Below are 17,841 nucleotides of genomic sequence, written 5' to 3' on the forward strand. Positions count from 1 at the left end.
TCCGAGTAAGCGCTTTCCTTTGCCCGATCGGCTACTGGACAACCCCACCGACCCGGCCGGGTTGGCCGCGACCGGTACTCTGCGTCACGTGTGTCCCGCCTCCCTCGACGCCGACGCCGTCCCCGGTGCCGGCAACGCTGACCGTGCAGACCACGCAGACGACGCCGCTCTCGGGCCGGCGGCGGATCTCGTCGCGCCGGTAGCGGGACTGGACGACGACGGACACCAGCGTCTGCACCAGTCGACCGCCGTCTGTCAGGTCCGGGACCGGGTCCGGCTGCTGTTCGTCAACGCGCAGGAGACCGCGCCGCTGACGGCGATGGGACTGACCAGCTATCCACGGTGGATCGCCGAGGCGACCGGCTTGGCGCCGGAGCAGATCGTCACGATCGACGTGGCCGATGGTGCGCCGCTGCCGGCGACGATCGAGGCGGACGCGGTCGTCGGCGGCGGCTCCGGCCATTCGTCGTACGAGCCGTTGCCGTGGATCGCCAAGACCAAGGAGTTCTTCCGGGCCGCCGGTCGGGCGGGCCTGCCGGAGCTGCACATCTGCTGGTCGCATCAGGCCAGGTCGGAGTCGGTCGGCGGGCGGTCGGCGGGCGGCCCGCGCGGGCGACGGTTCGGCGTCGACACGGTACGGCTGACTCCGGCCGGCCGGCGTGACCCGCTGTTCGCCGGCCTGCCGGACGAGTTCGACCTGTTCACGTCGCATGTCGACGTGGTGGAGCGGCTGCCGGCGCGCGCCGACGAGGGGGCGGTCACCGAGTTGGCGTACAGCCGGATCTATCGCAACGAGGCGTTGGCGATCGGGCCGACCGTACGGACGATCCAGGCCCACCCCGAGATCACCGCGACCATCGTCGCGGCGCTGGCCCGCAGCCGGCGCGGCGCCCTGGTCCGCGAAGGCTGGCTCGGCCCGGACGACGCCGACCTCGACGCCTTCACCGCCACGCTGTACGCCCGGGAGGCGCGGATCGTGGCCACATCGCGGCAGCTGCTGGGCAACTGGCTGCGACACTACGTCCGGCCGGGCCGGCTGGACTGGTCGGCGACGATCGGCGCTGGTCAGCCTGGCGTCGACGACCGGGTACGGGTGCCCGCCGCTGTCGGCGGTGTGCTGTGACGGGTGTGCTGCCGGTGCCGCGCAGCAGCGCCGAGGCCCGGCTCTACGTCGAGCTGCACCCGTGCGACTGTGGCGAGGTCCGGTTCGCGCCGCAGGTCGACGTGGTGGCGCTCGACGACGGCGACCTGGCGACCCGCTACCACGGCGACTGTCCCCGCTGCGGATCCGCCCGTGAGTTCTTGTTCCGGCTGCCGGCCGAGCCGGTAGCCACGCCGGCCGGCGCCGGCTTCGCCTACGGCGGCCCGGAACCGTCGCAGCTGATCGACCCGGGCCAGTGGCTCGCCACCGCCGACCGGTACGCCGACCTGGTCCCCGCCGACATCACCGGACTCGACCCCGACCAGCAACGCCACGCCCGAGCGGCACTGACCCAGGCGGTCGCCGCCCTCGACGAAGTCCTCAAGTTCGCCCCGGCCGACGCCGCCGAGGTCCCGGCGGCAGCGTTCACCAGCGACACCGGACGACAGACACGGGTACGGGAACCGGGCCGCTTCCGCCGCGACCGCCTCACCGCCCTCCGCACCACGTACGCCACCCTCCTCACCGGTTCGCCGGCTGAACCGCCAGAACGAGCGCAGTAGCCAAGGACCTACAAGTCGCCGACCGCGATCTGCCCACCAGGGCCCACGGCAGCAGATCCAGGAAGCCGCCGTACCGCTATCCAGTGCGAAGTTGTCCCTTCGGTCGAAGCCACAGGAAACGCCCGGGAACGATCTCATCGCCGCTTGACTCGAACCGATTGCACATGGGGTAAGGAAGCCGGCATCTCGTCCCCAACCCAAGCTAGTTCGAGGGAAGAAAGCCGCCCACCAGAAAGCCATAGCACCAGTTCACCAACATATTCTCCAGCTATATCATAAATACGGGCATCAACCGGGTAGACGCCGTCAGCAACAGAAGCAGCAGGTATCTTTTCCGGAACGACTAGGTCGATGCTCGGCGACCCGAACGGCTGCCAGTGACCCGATACATACGCTGCACCGAGCTGGACCCTTAGTTCAACCACTCCAGGAGCACCGCCGACCAGAATTGCAAGGATAAGCCCATATTCATTAGGAGCAAGATCTCGCAGGCAACCGCCACCTCCATCGACTGGGTGCCGGCTACCTATCATGACACTGAGCCTTTCCGGGTAACGGCATGTGACTGCGCGTAGTGTCCGTTTCACGTGGTTCGGTTGTGTTCGATGTGGAGGATGACCAGGGCTGCCGCGACGATGTCGCCGATCTTCCATGGGCAGAGGGTCACGTTGCGCAGGGCTTTGAAGGTCATCTTGAGGAGGCTGTTGCCGCGTTCACCGACCGCGCGGAGCCGGTTGTGGGCTCGGTTGAACTGCTGCTGGATGTCGGTGAGTTCTCCGTTGGGTGGTGTCTTGAAGGCGACGGCGATGGTGTCGGCTTCTCCTTCGTATCCCAGGTCGGCGAGGGTGCGCACGTCGTCGCGGATCTCGGTGAGAGTGGTCAGCATGCCGGGGTGGGTACGCAGGCATCTGGTGTCGTGTTCTCTGCCGGGTCGGACCGGGGAGGTCCACAGCGGCCAGCCGTCCGGGGCGCTGACGACCTGGATGTTGCCGCCGTGGTTCTTGTGCTTCTTCGACCACCACAGGTCCACGCCGGGGGTGGGGCCGGGCGTGGAGATGCGGTCGGTCTCGATCAGGGTGCCGTCGAGGAGGATGTAGTCGTAGCCGGCCGTCTTGGCGGCCAGTAGGGCCGCGTGCAGGCCGGGAGCCTGGGCCGCCAGCACCTGGATGCCTTCGTGCGGGTTGTCGTAGCCGGTGGAGTTGCTGATCGTGTTGTCGCGGGCCAGCTGGGTCATGCGGGTGCCGTCGAGGAGCCAGCGCAGGACCAGGACGGCCTGCCGGAAGCAGGTCAGTGCCCTGCGGCCTTGGCGGGTGCCACGGCGTAGGCGTTCGGCGTGCAGCAGCGCCGACACGCGCAGCACGGTCTCGTCCCGGACGGGCAGGGCGGCGGTGTACGTGATACTCATAGGTGCGCGGGACTCCGGTGGCGGGTGATCGGTGAGAGGACCACTTCGTATCGGAGTTCCGCGTCTTCGCGTCGCGATCAGCCAGGAACGGGCGTTTCCCGCACACTTCGGACAGTCACTTTCTGCACCCGCAGCCTTACCCGGAATGGCTCACTCCAGGGAATTTAGATGAAATAAACGCCGTCCCGAGTCTAGAAACACCGAGGGTTATTCAGGCTAACGTCGAGCATAAGCTTGACCTGCGGCGATGTACACGCCTGAATAACCCTCACCATTAACCATGTACTTTGGTGCCGAGACGAAGTTATTTCTGCAGCTCGAACCGCTACCTATTCGCCACCACTATCAGCAAAACTGTCACATGCCACCAGGAGCTCAAGAAATTCCCCGAAAGAGCCGGCAATCCGCCGAGGGATGCGCTCCTCATCGACGTAGACGACGGCAGGCTCGCCTTGAGGTCCAGATTCAGAATAATCAAGCATAACCGCATCATGACCAGCCGAAGGCATATCACAAATGACAACACCGACGTCTGGGTAGCCCCACTCAGCAATCATGTCAGCGCTTCCGATACCGGAGCTTTCCTCGATTCCCCACTCTCCACCGATTCCACGAATTGCGCTGATCTGAATGTGGTCGGGCGCCCACGTGGTCTCGAATGCAGTCGGGCAGCACCTGTCCCTTGGAACCCCACCGTTCCTGCGGTACAGCAGGTCAATGTAAGCCGGAGGAAGACGCACACCCAGGAGATGCTCGGCCCGCTGAACCATCGAGGGCACCAATTGTGGGCCAGTATAGTAGTCGTCTTCCTCGAAAAGTGTGTCCATATCCCACCCGCTACTTGAAGCCACCAGTATGTCCCGTCTTTGCGTGGACGGTTCGATCAACGAGCTGCATGAGCCCTTTGTCTTGATGATGATGCCACGTGTACCCAGTCGGCGTACTGGAGAGCCCAGCTGCCCGATTAGCGCGGGCGAAATCAGTCGAACGATTACCCGAAAGCGTGATTCGAACATCTGGCACAGATGGATGCCGTACGGACGAAAAATCGGGAAAACCATTCCTATCGAATGGGATACCAGTGACGGGATGCGCGCTTCCCGCCAATGCCCCGTTGCGAACCTGCGGCACGCCTCCCGACGCGCATGCACACGTCGATGGATGCCCTTGGACCGAACCACCACAATTGTGCACCAGTACCGGCGTGTCGCCGGACATCACATAGTACGTGTGGATGTCGGCGATGGTGAGGTTGTGGACGGTGCGGGTTTCGTTCCAGGCTCGGATGGCGGTTATCTGCACATGGGTGCCGGCGGCGGTTCGCAGAAGCTGGCCGACTACGAGGTCGGCGGCGTCGACCCATTCGTTGAGCTCGGGGATCCAGAAGGGGTGTTTGTCGGTTGCGACGATCGTGGCGGTTGGTTCGTTGTCCTGGATGGTGATGGCGACGAGGTTCTTTTCACCGTTTCCGGTGATGGTGTCTGTGACTTGTTTGGGGGCGGTTTCTCCGGTTTCGGGGTCGGTGGCGAGGACGGTGTCGCCAACTTCGACCTGCTCGATGGGTTTGGTGGTCCCGTCGGCCATGAGAACCGGCGTACCGGGGATGAAGCTGTTTTTGCATGCACTCAGCTGGAGCCGGTGGCCGGTGCCTGCCCCGAATCCGCTGCCTCTTCTTTTGCCGCCGCCGCTGACGACGCCGACCCCGTCGAACATGCCGTACACGATTCCGATTAGAAAAATGTTGTCGTCAGCCACCTTCATGCGGAAGTCGTTGCTGCAGTAGCCCTTCTCGCAGATCTGCAGCAGGACAATGGTAGCTTCGACGTCGGTTTGAGCCGGATCACAGTTTAGGGTGTTTCCGCAGTAGAAATCGCCGTAACACCATTGGTCGCCATGGCAGTGCTCAGCCAGATACCCCACCAGCGCGGCGGCGTCGGGCCCACCCGGTGGGACCGGATAGCCGTTCAGGAGGACTTGACCAAATCCGTCGGCCTCGACCTCATATCTCTCATTCTCGACGATCGTTTTCGGGACGAACTTGTCAGGTGACGCGTATTTGGGCGGGTTACCGTGCACTTTGTTTTTGTCGTAGGACCTCAGGTGTCCGTCGTTGTCGGCTGTCGGGTACAGGCCGGTCGGGTCGGAGAAGGTGGTGGGGTTGTTGTTGGCGTAGGCGTAGCCGTTCATCTGCTGCGGGTCCGTCAGGTCCATGAGGGGGTCGACGGTGGTGAAGCGGCCGTGTGCGGGGTCGTAGAGGCGGGCGCCGATGTGGGTGAGGCCGGTGGGGTCTTGGGTGCCGCCGAGGAAGCCTTTGTCGCCGGGCCAGCCGGCCGGGGGTGGGGTGGTGCGGGGGTTGCCGAAGGGGAGGGTGCGGCGGTGGGTGAGGTCGAGGGTGGTGGGGTCGATGGCGATCTGGTGGGTGCCGTGGTGGTCGGGCACGAGCCAGGTGAGGCCGGTGACGGTGCGGACGGCGACGGTGGCACCGTTGTGGTGGTAGTAGCGGGTGCCGTCGATCTGGCCGTTGGCGTTGGTGCGGCGGAGTTCGGTGTGGCCGAGGTAGAGGGTGGTGCCGGTGTCGTCGCGGCGGAGGAGCCGGTTGCCTGAGGTGTCGTAGACGTAGGTGGTGTCGAGGCCGGTCTGCGTGGTGGCGGCGAGACGGCCTTCCGGATTGTAGGTGTGGGTTTGGGTGACGCCGTCGACGGTCCGTTCGTCGGTGTGTCCGCCGGTCGTGTAGGTGAAGGTGTCGGTGCGGGTGGTCTCACCGATGTAGTCGACCTCGGTGACGGCGTGCGGCTGAGGATTGGTGGGGGTGGGGTAGGTGTAGGTGGCGGTGGTGGACCCGGTCGCCGTCCAGGTGGTTTCGGTTTCCCGGTTGCCGGTGGCGTCGTCGTATTCCCATTGCTGCCGGTAGGGGTCGGCGCCGGTGCGTTGGGGGTTGGTGCAGGGGGTGGTGGTCTGGGTCCAGGCGTCGGTGAGGCGGCGGAAGTTGTCGTAGGTGAAGCATTCGGTCTGGTCCGCGACACCGGCTGTTTCGCCGGCCATGGAGGTGATGTTGCCGGCGGGGTCGTAGGTGTAGGTGGTGGTGGCCGCGTCGTCCCAGGTGTTCGGGGTTGTTTGGTGTTCGGTGTCGATCTGGGAGGCGGCGAGGCGGCGGGTGCCGGGCTCGACTGGTGAGGAGACCCGTACCCGGTCGGCGCCGGTGCCGAGGATGCGTTGGGCGATCTGGCCGTCGTAGTGGTAGCTGGTCGCGGCGACGTAGGTGTCGTTTTCGGTGGTGAGGGTGGTGGGCAGGCCGGAGGCGGTGTGGTAGCCGTATTCGATTGTTTCGGCGGGGAGACCGCCGACGGCGGGGATGGTGGTGGTTTCCGGGGCGCCGTTGTCGTGGTAGCTGTGGCTGGTGGTGTAGGTGCCGGCGAGTCCGGTCTCGGCGGCGGGGATGGTGACGGTGGTGCCGAGGGGTCGGTAGCCGTCGTCGTAGGCGGTGACCGTACTGGTGTAGGTGTCGGCGCCGACATGCCGGCTGGACGAGGTCAGCAGACCGGCTCCCAAGGTGTCGTACAGCCAGGAGGCCCGTAGGGTGCCGGTGGGGTTGTCGTCGCGGAGTTCGGTGGGGCGGCCGAGGGTGTCGTAGCCGTACCAGAGGGTTTCGCCCCGGCCGTCGGTGGTGGTGACCAGCTGCCCGGCGTTGTCGTAGACGCTGGTCGAGGTGCCCGCGTCCGGGTCGATGGTCTGCCAGCGGCGGCCGAGCAGGTCGTAGTCGTAGGTCCATTGGTTGTCGGCGGGGTCGGTGACCGAGGTCAGTTCGTCGCGCAGGTTGTAGCCGTAGCTGGTTTCCTGGAACGCGCTGGCCGTGGTGGCGCCGTCGTGCTGGCGTAGGTGGGTCAGCCGGCCCCGGACATCCGTCAGGGTGGTGGTGGGGGTGCCGCCGGCGGGTGGGGTGACGGTGACCCGGTCACCGCCGTAGCCGGTGATCGTTTCCCACTGGAGGCTGTCAGCCGACCAGAACTGGTCCCGGATGGGTCGCCCGGCGCCGTCGTACACGGTGCGGGTCTGGGTGTCGACAGCGGTGTCGGCGAAACCGACCAGCGTCCCGGTGGGTGCGGAGGCGTTGTTGTAGAACGTCGACGTCTTGACCGGCAGGCCCCGGCCGTCGTACCGGGTGTCGACGATGGTCCGTTTGCCGTCCGGGGCGGTCGCCTGGGTCTGGCGGGGGCGGAGCAGCCCGTCGGAGATGTCGAACGCGGACACCACACCGCCCGTGGGGCTCAACGTTTTGGTCTGGATCGTCGCCGGCGCCGTCAGGGAGACGGTGTACACGTATTCGGTGTCCGGGGTGTCGGTGGGGCCGCGTTCGGGTGCCCACACGTGGGTGAGCCGGCCGAGAGCGTCGAGCCACGCCGTGGTCGTCTTGTCGTTCGCGTCGACCGCGCTGGTCGGCAGCCCACGGGTGGTGTCCAGGGTGACCGTCGTCTCGTGGCCGGCCGGGTTCGTCGTGATCACGGTGCCGAGCAGGTCGTTGTTGTTGTGGACGTAGGTCGTGGTCGTCTCCCGGCCCAGGGCGTCACCCGCCACCTCGATCCGGCCCCACGTGTCGTAGTCGGCGGTGGCGACCATCACCCAGTCCGGACTCCCACCGGTGAAGTCGGCGACCTGCTCGACACGGGTCACCTCCCCCCTTCGTCGGGGCCGCGCCGTGGGTGGTGGCGTGGTCGTGGAACACCCGCGACTCCGACAACACCTGCCCGGACGTCGGCGCCACCTTGCAGGGACCCTCCGCGAGCTGGGTCCGGTTCGCCACCCCCACCAGATACAGGTTGGTGTTGATGTTGCTGCTGTACCAGGTACGGGTACAGCGGTCATCAGTGGTGACGGTCGGGTCACCGAGATCGGACAGTTCGGTGCGGTAGCCGAACGTCTGATGCCACGAATGCTCCGTCTCGGACCGCCGCCAACTCGCCGTGTCGGTCACCCACGTGAAATGCCGCTCCACCCCGACCCGGACGAGCACCGAATGGTGCACCGTCGGCACCGCCCAATGCGCCGGGTAGGTCCGTGCCCCGGTCTGCCAGCCCTCGACCGTGTACACCGACTTCGACAGCGGGATACCGCCGGCCCCGTCGAAGACGATCTCCTCCAACAGCTGACCCCGCCGCCACAGGTCGTCCCGGATCGCCTCGGACAGCGAGTTGCTCACCGTCGACACCCGGTCCTCACCCGTGTCCGTGAGGTCGAAGCTCAGCCCCCGGAAGTAGACCCGTCGCGTCTGCGACCGCATGCCGCCGCTCGTCGGGCCGACCGTCGTCGTCACGTCGGTGTAACCCCGCCAATCCGACCACGACCGGTACGGCAACGAACTCGCGTAGACCGCCGCCCCGTTCTCGTGCCCCCACAACACCTGCGCCGACCCCGACGCCGAGCCCAACGTGTACTGGTAGTCGTGCACCACCGGCGGTGACCCACCCACCAGATCGTTCTCCACCACCTGGGTCACGATGTACTTGTTCCACCACCCGAACCCCGCGCTGTTGTCCTCCGGCTTCCAATACTTCGGGAAACAGCGGTGGATGTTGTTGTCCGGATCCGGGAACGCCCCGCCGAACTGGCACCCCGACCCCGGACTCAGATACGTGACGTCGATCCGGCCACCCGTCTCGGTGAACACCTGCGACACCCGATACTTCCGCGGCTGCGCCATCCCCGCGTTCGGATCGTAGTCGGCCCGCTGATCCCGCCGTGTTCCCCCGAACCGCACCTGCGGCAACACCACCGCCGGCGTCCGCGACGACCCCGTCCGGGTGATCGACTGCAACCACAACGCCGCCGACGTGCTGTTCCCCGTCGCCGGGAACAACTGCTCCAACACCCACGAATCCACCACCGTCCGGTTCGCCCCCGGCCCCGTCCGCACCGACGTCGACACCGACGTCAACCGCTTGTCCGACCAGAACGACGGCGCCGGATTCGACGGACACGACGACGCCGACACCCCGCAATACAGATCCCACGGCGTGTCCGGCCAGTTCGCCGCCGCAGGCGACGACGGCGCGCTCCCGCACGACGACACACACCGGTCCGACCAGGTGAACTCCACCCGCGCCGGCGGATCACCCGCGAACCCCGTCGACGCCGTCACCCCGTAATCGATCCGCGTCAACCGGACCGCCCGGTCATACGACTGCGTCCCACCCGCGCCGAACCCCGACCGCTGCACCTCCTTCTCATAGAAATACGCCATCGCGTTCCCGTGCACATCCACCACATACGACAGAGACCACCGCCACGCCTGCCAACACGACGACACCGCGAACCCACCCAGGTCGAAACACGGCTCACCCTGATTGTTCGCCCGCACCCGCACCGTCGCCGTCGAATTCGTCTGCACATTGCCCGGCACCGTCTCCAACCCGAAGTAATACTGGGTGCCGTCCTGCGTCGTCAACCGCCAATACTCACCCGTGTTCGACGGCAAGTCGCCCTGATCCCCGTTGTTCGACCCCGCGAACGCCTGCACCATCTCCCCGTCATCATCCGCCAACCGCCACCTGTTCGACCCGTCCCGCACCAACTCCGTCGACTTCCCACCCCACACCAGGCGCAGATTCGGCAACCGCCAACACAAATCCCCGTTCGCCTCCGTATAGTGCGCCGGATTCTCCAGATCATCCGCACACGACCGATACGCCCGCTCGATATAACCACCCGCCCGCAGATCCCACCCCTCACCCACCGCACCCGCCTGCACATTCCGACCCGCCGTCTGCCCGTCCACCCCACCCGAGCTGTACCCCAACCCCACCCCCGGCTCCAACCCACCCGGCACCGGCGGCACACCCATCCCGTACGACCACCCGAAATCCCCCGACGACCCACCCGACGACCACTCCGCCGACACCGACAACGGCGTCTTCGTGAAATCCCCCGTCTCCCCCGACTGCACCCCCGTCACCGCGAACACCACCGCACCACCCGACGACAACGTCGACGACTCCCCCAACCCCGAAAACACCCCACCCCGCCGCACCTGATCCACCCCCGGCGCCGCCTCCACCACCGCCGACACCACACCCGACCCGTTGTCCAACCGCGACGACACCACCGGCCGCCCCACCCCACACCCCACACCCTCCGGCGACGTCACCACACACCCCGGAAACGCCACCACCCCCAACCGCGCACCCCAATCCCCACCAAACGCCCCCGAAAACCCCGACGTGTCCACCTCCACACCCACCCGACCCGCCCGCCACCAACCCACCATCCGCCCGCACCACCCGGAACAACACACCCGACACACCCGCCGACACCGCCACCGACCGATCCAACACCTCCACACCCACCCGCGACACCGACCCCGAACCATCCCCAGACCCCGGCCGGCCCACCGAACCACCCTCGACCGACGGCGCCGGACCCACCGCGAAACCCGACTCACCCACCGGCACCGAATCGACCGCCGGCACATCCACCACATCCGACACCGCCACCGGCCACACCGGCTCACGCGGCACGAACCCCGGCAACCCCGGCTCATCCCCAGCCCCAGCCGCGACCTTCGCCTCCGACACCGGCACCGACCGCTGCCCCACCCCCGGATCCCCGCCGACCCCACCGGAGCCGCCACCACCCCCGGCGCCGCCAACAACGACGCCGACACCACCACCACCATCACCACCGCCACCCGACCACGAACCCCGACCCACCACCCGAACCCACCACCACTACCAGCACGAAGACCACGACGACCCGACATCAACACACCCCCGTGAACACGACCGGCAACGTCCCGCCGACCCTAAACACCCCACCAGAAAGCTGTAAACACACCAACACAACCAGCCACCACAAACCCACCACCCAACCAGAAAACACCCCCAAAACTCACCAACAGCAACCGGCCACAGTGGATGATCGACAGAACCACCGGAACCCTGAACCAATCAACGGCAGCGCCGGCACAGGCTGAGAACCGAGCCAAACCAAGACGACAACCACATCACCCGGACAACGAAGCGCCGGCCCTGCCACGAGGCAGGGCCGGCGGTGGGGCGGTCAGGCGTCGAACGTACCGGCCTTGATCTCCTGGACGAAGCCGGTCCACTGGGCCGGAGTGAACGACAGCACCGGACCGGCCTGGTCCTTGCTGTCGCGTACCTGGGCGGTGCGGTCGGCGTACCGGCCTTCCACGCAGGCGCCGTTGTGGCCGCTGCGGCTGCTCGTCCGCCACTGGTTGTCGAGTGTCTTCATGCTGCCTCCCTGTCCCGAAGCGCCTTGATCATCTCGGCCGACGCCGCGGGCAACAGAGCCGACGCCCACAGCATGCCGAAGACCTTGGCGCGCCACGTCGAAGCCGACCACAGAAGGAAGAGGCTGATCAAGACAACTTGAGCAAAACATTTGGCAACGTCTATTCTTAGACACTTCGACCGGTTGACTCAAGGTGCTTCTCACATTACGTTCGGTACCCGTCACGTCATTGACACACGGGAGGAATGACCTTGACCAGGAGTATGCGTGCATCGAGCTTGGCTATCGCCCTGGCCGTCGCCTTGCTGTCGACCGGAGCGAGCGCCGTAGCCTCTCCACCGGCATCGGACCCGTCGCGGGCAGCGGCTCGGCCAGGGCTGGCGCCCGCCGGCGCGGAGGGCACGTACCTCGACGAGGAGGGCAACGTCCTGTCGATGCGGGGGCAGGACGCCGACCTGGTAGCAGGCAGTGCCCTGCTCCTTGGCTGCACACCGGGCAACGGAGCTGACTATCCGCACTACACGGCGCCTGACGTCTCGGGTCATGGAACCTACGTCAAGGGAACGTGCACCAACAACACGGCCAAGGTCTACAACTGCTTGTACGAGTGGTACACCGACGGCACCTGGCGCCGAAAGTCGTGTTCGAGCACGGTGACGGTGACGGCCGGCGGCGGGGCCGGGAACAGGTCCAACGCTCGGCATGTCTGTCACTCGACCAGCCAACTTATCTCCTGGCGCAATCACGAGGACGTTGACGTCATCGGCGAGATCGACGACAGCAACCGACCCTACAGGCAGGCCAACGTCTACTGCGTAGTGAACTAGCCGTAGCGTTTACGGTGGGTTATAAAGGCTTCCGGTAGGTATGGGCGTCAGCACCTCACACCTCGCCGAGGGCGTCCCCATGGATCAAGCCGACACGCCGCCAAAGACGCTCATGGCCACTACAACTAGCGGTTTATCATCCGACGATGACACTGCAGCCCACTGACGAGCTCTCTGCTGCGGCATGGCTGTATGCGACCGATGTCGACCCGACGCGGTTGATCACGTTCGGGCCGGCCTCATTCCCCGCGTACGCACGCCTTCGCTACCTGCCCGATCCGGACTTTCCGGGTATGCGCGAGTCGGACGTGCGGCTGCCATCTCGCCGATCCACTGAGATCGACATGGCCCGAACAGCGTTGGAGGCCCTCGCCGACTACGGCTCCTCCACGCGCGACTGCTATGTCTGCGTGTGGGAGGGCGGCGCGACGTTCCGGAATCCCGCACTGACTAGCGGACCCATGCTGGACCTTCCGCACCGGCGATACGTCCTGTTCACCGGCACCCTGGACGACTTGATGGAGTGGAGCGACTTGTTCGACTCCGAGGTTTACTCAGCGCCGGCATTTGTCTGGCCGGCGGATCATGCATGGTGTTTCGCCAGCGACGTCGACCCTCATTGGGCCGGCATCGGAGCCGACCGTGAGGTTGTCGACCGCCTCGTCGCGGACAGGAACCTCGATGTGGTGCGTGCGGACCCGGAAGAGCGGCAGCCGACGTACTACTGACAGCCATTTCATCGTGCGCGTAGATCACTGAAGGGTGAACGCCGACCCTGCTGAGGCGGGGTCGGCGTTCGTCGGCGGTCTCGCCGGGGTTGACGTCAGGTGGTCAGTGGTGCTGCTTGGCCAGCTCGACGAAGGAGCGCCACGCGTGCGGGGCGAAGGCCAGGGTGCCGCCGTCGCGGTTCTTGGTGTCCCGGACCAGGACACGGCCGGGAAGGTTGTCGGCAACCTCGACGCAGTCGCCGCTGTTGCCGTTGCTGCGGGTGCTCTTGCGCCACGTCGGTTCGCTGCTCATGTCATACCACCCTCAGGACTAGATCGCGGCCTTGCTCACGAGTCACTGGTTAACACGGAGAAGTGCCGACCCTGCCGAGGCAGGGCCGGCGGTGGGGCGGTGTCAGGCGTCGAACGCACCGGCCTTGATCTCCTGGACGAAGCCGGTCCACTGGGCCGGAGTGAACGACAGCACCGGACCGGCCTGGTCCTTGCTGTCGCGTACCTGGGCGGTGCGGTCGGCGTACCGGGCCTCCACGCAGGCGCCGTTGCCGCCGCTGCGGCTGCTCGTCCGCCACTGGTTGTCGAGTGTCTTCATGCCGTCTCCCTATCCCGGAGGTTCCTGATCATCTCGGCCGATGCTGTGGGCGACAGAGCCGATGCCCTGAGCATGCCGAAAACCTTGGCACACCGCTGCACGTCGTCACCCTCAGCGTAGAGGTCTCCGGTGGGTCCTTCGATGTAGACGACCCCCGGTCCCTCGTCGAAGCTGAGGATGTGGAAGCTCGACAACATCGAGGCGTATGCACCTTCTTGGGATGGGATGACCTGAATAGCGACGTTCCACTACTCCTGGGCATTTCCAGTAGTGCGGTGAGCTGCTCGGTCATGACCTCCGGACCGCCGATCTGGCGGTGCAGGACCGCCTCGTCGATAACCGCGACCAAGCGCAGCTTCTCCTCGGTGAGCAGCTTCTGCCGCCCCACCCGGACGGCGACGTTGGGCCGGCGACTGACGGAGATGATTCGGTGGAGCTGCTCGGCGTCGACGTCGTGCCGGAGCACGTTCATCGGGGGTCAGCGGTTGAACTGGCCGATCTTGATCCCGTGGACGAAGCCGGTCCAGGTGCTGGCGTTAAACGACAGTACCGGTCCGGCCTGGTCCTTGCTGTCGCGCACCTGGGCGGCGTGGTCGACGTACCGGGCTTCCACACAGTCACCGGAGGAACCAGACCGGGTGCTCTTGCGCCACGCTGAATCCACGTCATGCTCCTTTGCTAGGTTGCCAGATCGCTGGCGATCCTAGCCAAGGTATCGCGGGAGGCCGTTGGCGACAGAGCCTCGGCAGCGAGCTGCTCAAACGCGGCCGAGTAAGCGGCGACCTCGGCCGGTTGCTCCAGGTAGAGCGCAGCGGTGAGGGTGCCAACGTAGACCAAGCGATCTTCGGCCGCTTCAGGAAAGGGCTCGGGCATCGGCGGGAAGTCAAGGATGGCGAAGCTGCCGTCGAAACCAGCACCGGCCCCGAACGGCAGGATCTGAATCTGCACTCGGGTCCGGTCGCAGTCCGCGATCAAGCGGTCGAGCTGCGCGCGCAGCACCTTCGGTCCGCCAACCACTCGCCGTACCGCAGCCTCGTCGAGGATCATCCGCAGAACCGGCTGATCGTCTGTGCCGAGGACGGCCTGCCGGTCCATCCGGAGGGCGACCTGTTGTTCGAGCTCACTGTCGCGCATCGGAATCGGCGCGCCCCGGAAGGCTGCCCGCGCATACTCCTCGGTCTGCAGAAGGCCCGGGACCATCTGGCATTGGTACGACCGGATGACCGACGCTTCGGATTCCATACCGACGTAGGTCACGAACCACTCGGGTAGCACCTCGCTGTAGCGCTGCCACCAGCCGCGCTGCCGGGCTTGTCGTGCGACAGCGATGACCGCCTCAGCCTGCTTGCCAGCGACGCCGTAGAGCCCAAGGAGCGCCCGCACGTCGTTCGGATGCGGCCGGACCTCTGCGGTTTCGATACGGGACAGCCAGCTCCCGTCGTGATCGACCTGCCGGGCAGCCTCGGTCGATGAGAGACCTGCCTGCTCCCGCAGCCGTCGGAGCGTCATCGCCAGCCGTCGCCGTTTGACTGTTGGGCTTTGTCGTGATGGCACACACGCATCCTGCACTTCACCCAGCTGCCGATCAAGGCCTCTGCCTAGCGCAAGTTGATCAAGCGACTTCTGCGATACGCATATTGCGGATTTCATTGGCGCCTGTCATGGTGGTGGGGCACATGTGGACGCCGACCGCATCACCGGTACGGCGGCCAGCGCGGTGCGACTGACGCGGCACCGACGCTCTCGTCCTGCAGCGAGGAGACAGCCCGATGGTCACCTACGAGGCGTACGTCGTCGCCGTGGCAATGACCCTGGCCAGGCGACACCGGCCGGTGTGGTCCTGGAACAAGTGGCAGCAGGTCTGCCGGTGCGGATCGACGTTGCCCTGCCGGGCACGGCACCGCATACCGATCAACCGGGGCCACTGGCCGGACCAGGGGTGCTCGCCCCCGCCGCCAAGCGGTCGATCGAACAGGAGAGCGAATCAATGATTGAAGTGGGAGCGGTGTGCGGGGCGGCCCTGCTCGGCTTCTGCGCCGGACTGTTCTCGTTCCGGGTGAAGTCCAGGTGGTGTCCCCAGTGCGGGCTCACCACCTGGCCGACCGAACGAGGCGCCGACGGCGTCGAACGACCACGCCGCGACGCACGACTCGGTGAATAGCCGACTGCTCCGCACGCCAGAGCCCAACCCCGGCGACGTACTACTGATCGGCCGAGAAGCGAGCGTGCAGTTCGCCGGCGACCGACGACTCACGTTCCGCGTCATCTCCGTCGACCAGAAGCCGACCTACCACGGCTGGATCTGGCTCACCGGCTACGTCATCGACGAACGCGGATTGGCTGCCGAACGGCGAGAGATCTTCGTCCAACGACGCGGACTCTACCGACTACCCAAACGACAGACGACCTGACAACCGATCAAGGAGAGAAGAAATGATAATCCTCGACATGCTGCGGGACTGGTGGCTGCGCTGGCTCGACTGGCGCTCCGGCCGCTCCACCGCCTCCCGGCGACTCCACGCCCTCCGACTCCGACAGACGATAACCGCCCGACACCGCCGACTCGACAACAACCGAGGACGCCACTGGCGCTCCGAACCCACCACCCTCCTGCCGACCCTGCGCCCACTGATGACCTACGGCCAACAACTCGGCTACCGACTACCAACCACCGCCACACGGTGACCAGACGGTCGACGTACAAGATCAACCGCCGCAGGCGTCAGCGATGTGAGGCTGGGATACCTATCGAGTCGCGGGTTAGGTATCCCAGCCTCACATCGTGACAGCGACCGTCCCGAGCAGCAGTCAGCAGTGCGGCCGGCACGGCAGGCGGGGACGAGCCGGGCTGCAGACCCGCCGACTCCGTACCCGTGTTGGACAACTTCTTGTACGTGAAGTTGGGAGCCGCCATGCGTACCGTCACCTACTCGGAGGCCCGGCAGAACCTGGCCAAGCTGCTCGACCACGTTGTCGACGACGCCGAGGAAGTCGTGGTCACCCGCTCCGGCCGCGAGGCAGCGGTGATCATCTCCCTGCGCGAGTACGAATCCCTGAAAGAGACGGCATACCTGATGGCCAGCCCCGCCAACGCGCGTCGGCTCAACGAAGCCGTCGAAGAGCTGCGCAACGGCGGCGGCGAGCTACGCGACTGGATTGTCGACCAGTGAGCGGGCGGTGCAGCGTCGCGGCCGCGCTGGGTGACACCGGCAGCATCGCTGCAGCGTGCAGGTCCCGGTCCGCTAGCCTTGTCCGCGTAGACCCCGGTCGCCCCTACCCCTCGTGGGTACGCCGCCGGGGTTTTGTCTTGTCCGCATCCGGTTGCTCCAGACAGTTCGACGCGGCCGTTCCGGTACCGGCGGGCAGGCTCCAGATCGTCCGGCCGGCATCGCCGAGGTGAGGCCTATCCACCTCAAAAATTGAAAATAACGTGGATAGGCCTCACCTCAGCCTGCTCCGTCGGCGGATCGGGGTGCGGCCAATATGCCGGCGGCGGTCAGCCGCACCTGGTTGGCGGGTGACTGTCCCGGGGCGGCCGGGTCAGGGGTGCGGCGGCGGGTCGAGCGGGGTCAGGCTGCCGAGGAAATGGCCGATCGACTGGCCCACCCCGATCATCTGCCGCTCCCGCTGCGCGACCGCCTCCGGCGTACCCGGCCCGGCCAGCAGATCCTGCGGCAAAAAGGAGACGGAGTCGGCGTACGGGTCGGCCACCCGCACCACCAGCAAGCCTTCCATCGGCAGCGCGATCACCACGTACGCCTCGGACAGCTTGCCCACCCGCCACTGCCGGTCGGCCGCGACCAGGTCGTACGGCGGATAGTCCGGATGCACCCCGAGCAGCGGGCGCTGCGAAAACAGCGTGAACGGCGCACCCGGCACATGCTGCGGCTGCACCGGCTGCATGCCGTTGGTCTGCGACAGCCAATGCCGGTAATCCCCCGGCAGCCGCCGCCCCAACGCCTGTTCGAGCGACTGCAACTGCGCCTCGTCCAGCTGCCCGTACGGCTGGCGCTGCGCCGGCCGCCACCCCGTGACCGACGTCGACTCGTCCACGAACGGCGGTGCCGCCCCCGGTGCCAGCCGCCGCACCGTCACCCAATACCGGCTGGCGCTCTCGAAACGCACACCGGCGAAATACCAGGTCTCGGTGCCCACCGGGAACGTCTCACCCAGCCGCAACCGGTGCTTCGCCGACTCGGCCGACCCGGGAAACGCCACCGCCAGCAGCGCGGACACCGGCTGACCCGGGTCGACCCCCAGCACACCGATGCTGCACGTCCCGGTGTTGACCTGGGCGTTGCTCGGGATGACCTCGACGTCCTCGTACGACTGCACCGACTCGAC

19 protein-coding genes are annotated in these 17,841 nt (G+C 66.4%); 8 read left to right on the forward strand and 11 right to left on the reverse strand.

The window, feature by feature from the left end; genetic code table 11:
- Positions 1 to 19 precede the first annotated feature (19 nt).
- On the forward strand, positions 20 to 1,123 hold the full coding sequence (locus tag O7632_RS01130) for a hypothetical protein (RefSeq protein WP_278110656.1): 1,104 nt from the start codon (positions 20 to 22) through the stop codon (positions 1,121 to 1,123).
- The gene (locus O7632_RS01135; protein WP_278110658.1) at positions 1,120 to 1,704 is read left to right on the forward strand and encodes a hypothetical protein; all 585 of its coding nucleotides are present in this window, start codon (positions 1,120 to 1,122) and stop codon (positions 1,702 to 1,704) included. The genes O7632_RS01130 and O7632_RS01135 overlap by 4 nt, the downstream gene beginning before the upstream one ends.
- A gap of 583 nt (positions 1,705 to 2,287) precedes the next feature.
- Here O7632_RS01135 and O7632_RS01140 read toward each other — a convergent pair.
- The 5 genes from O7632_RS01140 to O7632_RS01160 form a co-directional block, all read right to left on the reverse strand.
- Positions 2,288 to 3,109 (reverse strand): transposase family protein, encoded by an 822-nt coding sequence (locus O7632_RS01140; protein WP_278110660.1) that lies wholly within the window; start codon positions 3,107 to 3,109, stop codon positions 2,288 to 2,290.
- Between the two features lie 329 nt (positions 3,110 to 3,438).
- Positions 3,439 to 3,936: an SMI1/KNR4 family protein gene (locus O7632_RS01145; protein ID WP_278110661.1), complete on the reverse strand. Its 498-nt coding sequence runs from the start codon at positions 3,934 to 3,936 to the stop codon at positions 3,439 to 3,441.
- Between the two features lie 10 nt (positions 3,937 to 3,946).
- Complete coding sequence (locus O7632_RS01150; protein ID WP_278110663.1) at positions 3,947 to 7,777, reverse strand: polymorphic toxin-type HINT domain-containing protein; 3,831 nt, start codon at positions 7,775 to 7,777, stop codon at positions 3,947 to 3,949.
- Positions 7,671 to 10,367 carry a hypothetical protein gene (locus O7632_RS01155; RefSeq protein ID WP_278110664.1) on the reverse strand — a complete coding sequence of 899 codons (2,697 nt, stop codon included), beginning with the start codon at positions 10,365 to 10,367 and terminating at the stop codon, positions 7,671 to 7,673. Before O7632_RS01155 ends, O7632_RS01150 begins: the two co-directional genes overlap by 107 nt.
- A 791-nt stretch (positions 10,368 to 11,158) precedes the next feature.
- Positions 11,159 to 11,353, reverse strand: coding sequence for a DUF397 domain-containing protein (locus O7632_RS01160; RefSeq protein ID WP_278110666.1), 195 nt, complete (start codon positions 11,351 to 11,353; stop codon positions 11,159 to 11,161).
- Positions 11,354 to 11,604: 251 nt separating this feature from the next.
- Here O7632_RS01160 and O7632_RS01165 point away from each other — a divergent pair, with 251 nt between their 5' ends.
- Positions 11,605 to 12,180 (forward strand): hypothetical protein, encoded by a 576-nt coding sequence (locus O7632_RS01165; protein ID WP_278110667.1) that lies wholly within the window; start codon positions 11,605 to 11,607, stop codon positions 12,178 to 12,180.
- A 146-nt stretch (positions 12,181 to 12,326) separates the two neighbouring features.
- The gene (locus O7632_RS01170) at positions 12,327 to 12,908 is read left to right on the forward strand and encodes a hypothetical protein (RefSeq protein WP_278110668.1); all 582 of its coding nucleotides are present in this window, start codon (positions 12,327 to 12,329) and stop codon (positions 12,906 to 12,908) included.
- A 103-nt stretch (positions 12,909 to 13,011) separates the two neighbouring features.
- Here the strand turns inward: O7632_RS01170 and O7632_RS01175 are convergent, their stop codons facing one another.
- From O7632_RS01175 to O7632_RS01195, 5 genes are all read right to left on the reverse strand, one after another.
- Positions 13,012 to 13,200, reverse strand: coding sequence for a DUF397 domain-containing protein (locus O7632_RS01175; RefSeq protein ID WP_278110669.1), 189 nt, complete (start codon positions 13,198 to 13,200; stop codon positions 13,012 to 13,014).
- 102 nt (positions 13,201 to 13,302) lie between these two features.
- The gene (locus O7632_RS01180; RefSeq protein ID WP_278110670.1) at positions 13,303 to 13,497 is read right to left on the reverse strand and encodes a DUF397 domain-containing protein; all 195 of its coding nucleotides are present in this window, start codon (positions 13,495 to 13,497) and stop codon (positions 13,303 to 13,305) included.
- Positions 13,494 to 13,733, reverse strand: a complete 240-nt coding sequence (locus tag O7632_RS01185) for a Scr1 family TA system antitoxin-like transcriptional regulator (RefSeq protein ID WP_278119754.1) — start codon at positions 13,731 to 13,733, stop codon at positions 13,494 to 13,496. The genes O7632_RS01180 and O7632_RS01185 overlap by 4 nt, the downstream gene beginning before the upstream one ends.
- 242 nt (positions 13,734 to 13,975) lie before the next feature.
- Positions 13,976 to 14,161 carry a DUF397 domain-containing protein gene (locus O7632_RS01190; RefSeq protein WP_278110671.1) on the reverse strand — a complete coding sequence of 62 codons (186 nt, stop codon included), beginning with the start codon at positions 14,159 to 14,161 and terminating at the stop codon, positions 13,976 to 13,978.
- A gap of 14 nt (positions 14,162 to 14,175) precedes the next feature.
- Entirely contained in the window at positions 14,176 to 15,006 is an 831-nt protein-coding gene (locus tag O7632_RS01195; protein ID WP_278110672.1) for a helix-turn-helix transcriptional regulator, read from the reverse strand.
- Between the two features lie 358 nt (positions 15,007 to 15,364).
- Here O7632_RS01195 and O7632_RS01200 point away from each other — a divergent pair, with 358 nt between their 5' ends.
- The 4 genes from O7632_RS01200 (at position 15,365) to O7632_RS01215 (ending at position 16,667) form a co-directional block, all read left to right on the forward strand.
- Complete coding sequence (locus tag O7632_RS01200; protein WP_278110674.1) at positions 15,365 to 15,658, forward strand: hypothetical protein; 294 nt, start codon at positions 15,365 to 15,367, stop codon at positions 15,656 to 15,658.
- On the forward strand, positions 15,651 to 15,908 hold the full coding sequence (locus O7632_RS01205; RefSeq protein ID WP_278110676.1) for a hypothetical protein: 258 nt from the start codon (positions 15,651 to 15,653) through the stop codon (positions 15,906 to 15,908). Before O7632_RS01200 ends, O7632_RS01205 begins: the two co-directional genes overlap by 8 nt.
- 22 nt (positions 15,909 to 15,930) lie before the next feature.
- Complete coding sequence (locus O7632_RS01210; RefSeq protein ID WP_278110678.1) at positions 15,931 to 16,182, forward strand: hypothetical protein; 252 nt, start codon at positions 15,931 to 15,933, stop codon at positions 16,180 to 16,182.
- 227 nt (positions 16,183 to 16,409) lie between these two features.
- A complete protein-coding gene (locus tag O7632_RS01215; RefSeq protein ID WP_278110680.1) occupies positions 16,410 to 16,667 on the forward strand; it encodes a type II toxin-antitoxin system prevent-host-death family antitoxin in 258 nt (85 codons plus the stop codon).
- Positions 16,668 to 17,037: 370 nt separating this feature from the next.
- On the opposite strand, the gene O7632_RS01220 is transcribed toward O7632_RS01215, so the two are convergent.
- Positions 17,038 to 17,832, reverse strand: coding sequence for a DUF6406 domain-containing protein (locus tag O7632_RS01220; protein WP_278110682.1), 795 nt, complete (start codon positions 17,830 to 17,832; stop codon positions 17,038 to 17,040).
- Between the last annotated feature and the right edge of the window lie 9 nt (positions 17,833 to 17,841).

The organism is Solwaraspora sp. WMMD406 (assembly GCF_029626025.1).
Classification (GTDB): Bacteria; Actinomycetota; Actinomycetes; order Mycobacteriales; family Micromonosporaceae; genus Micromonospora_E.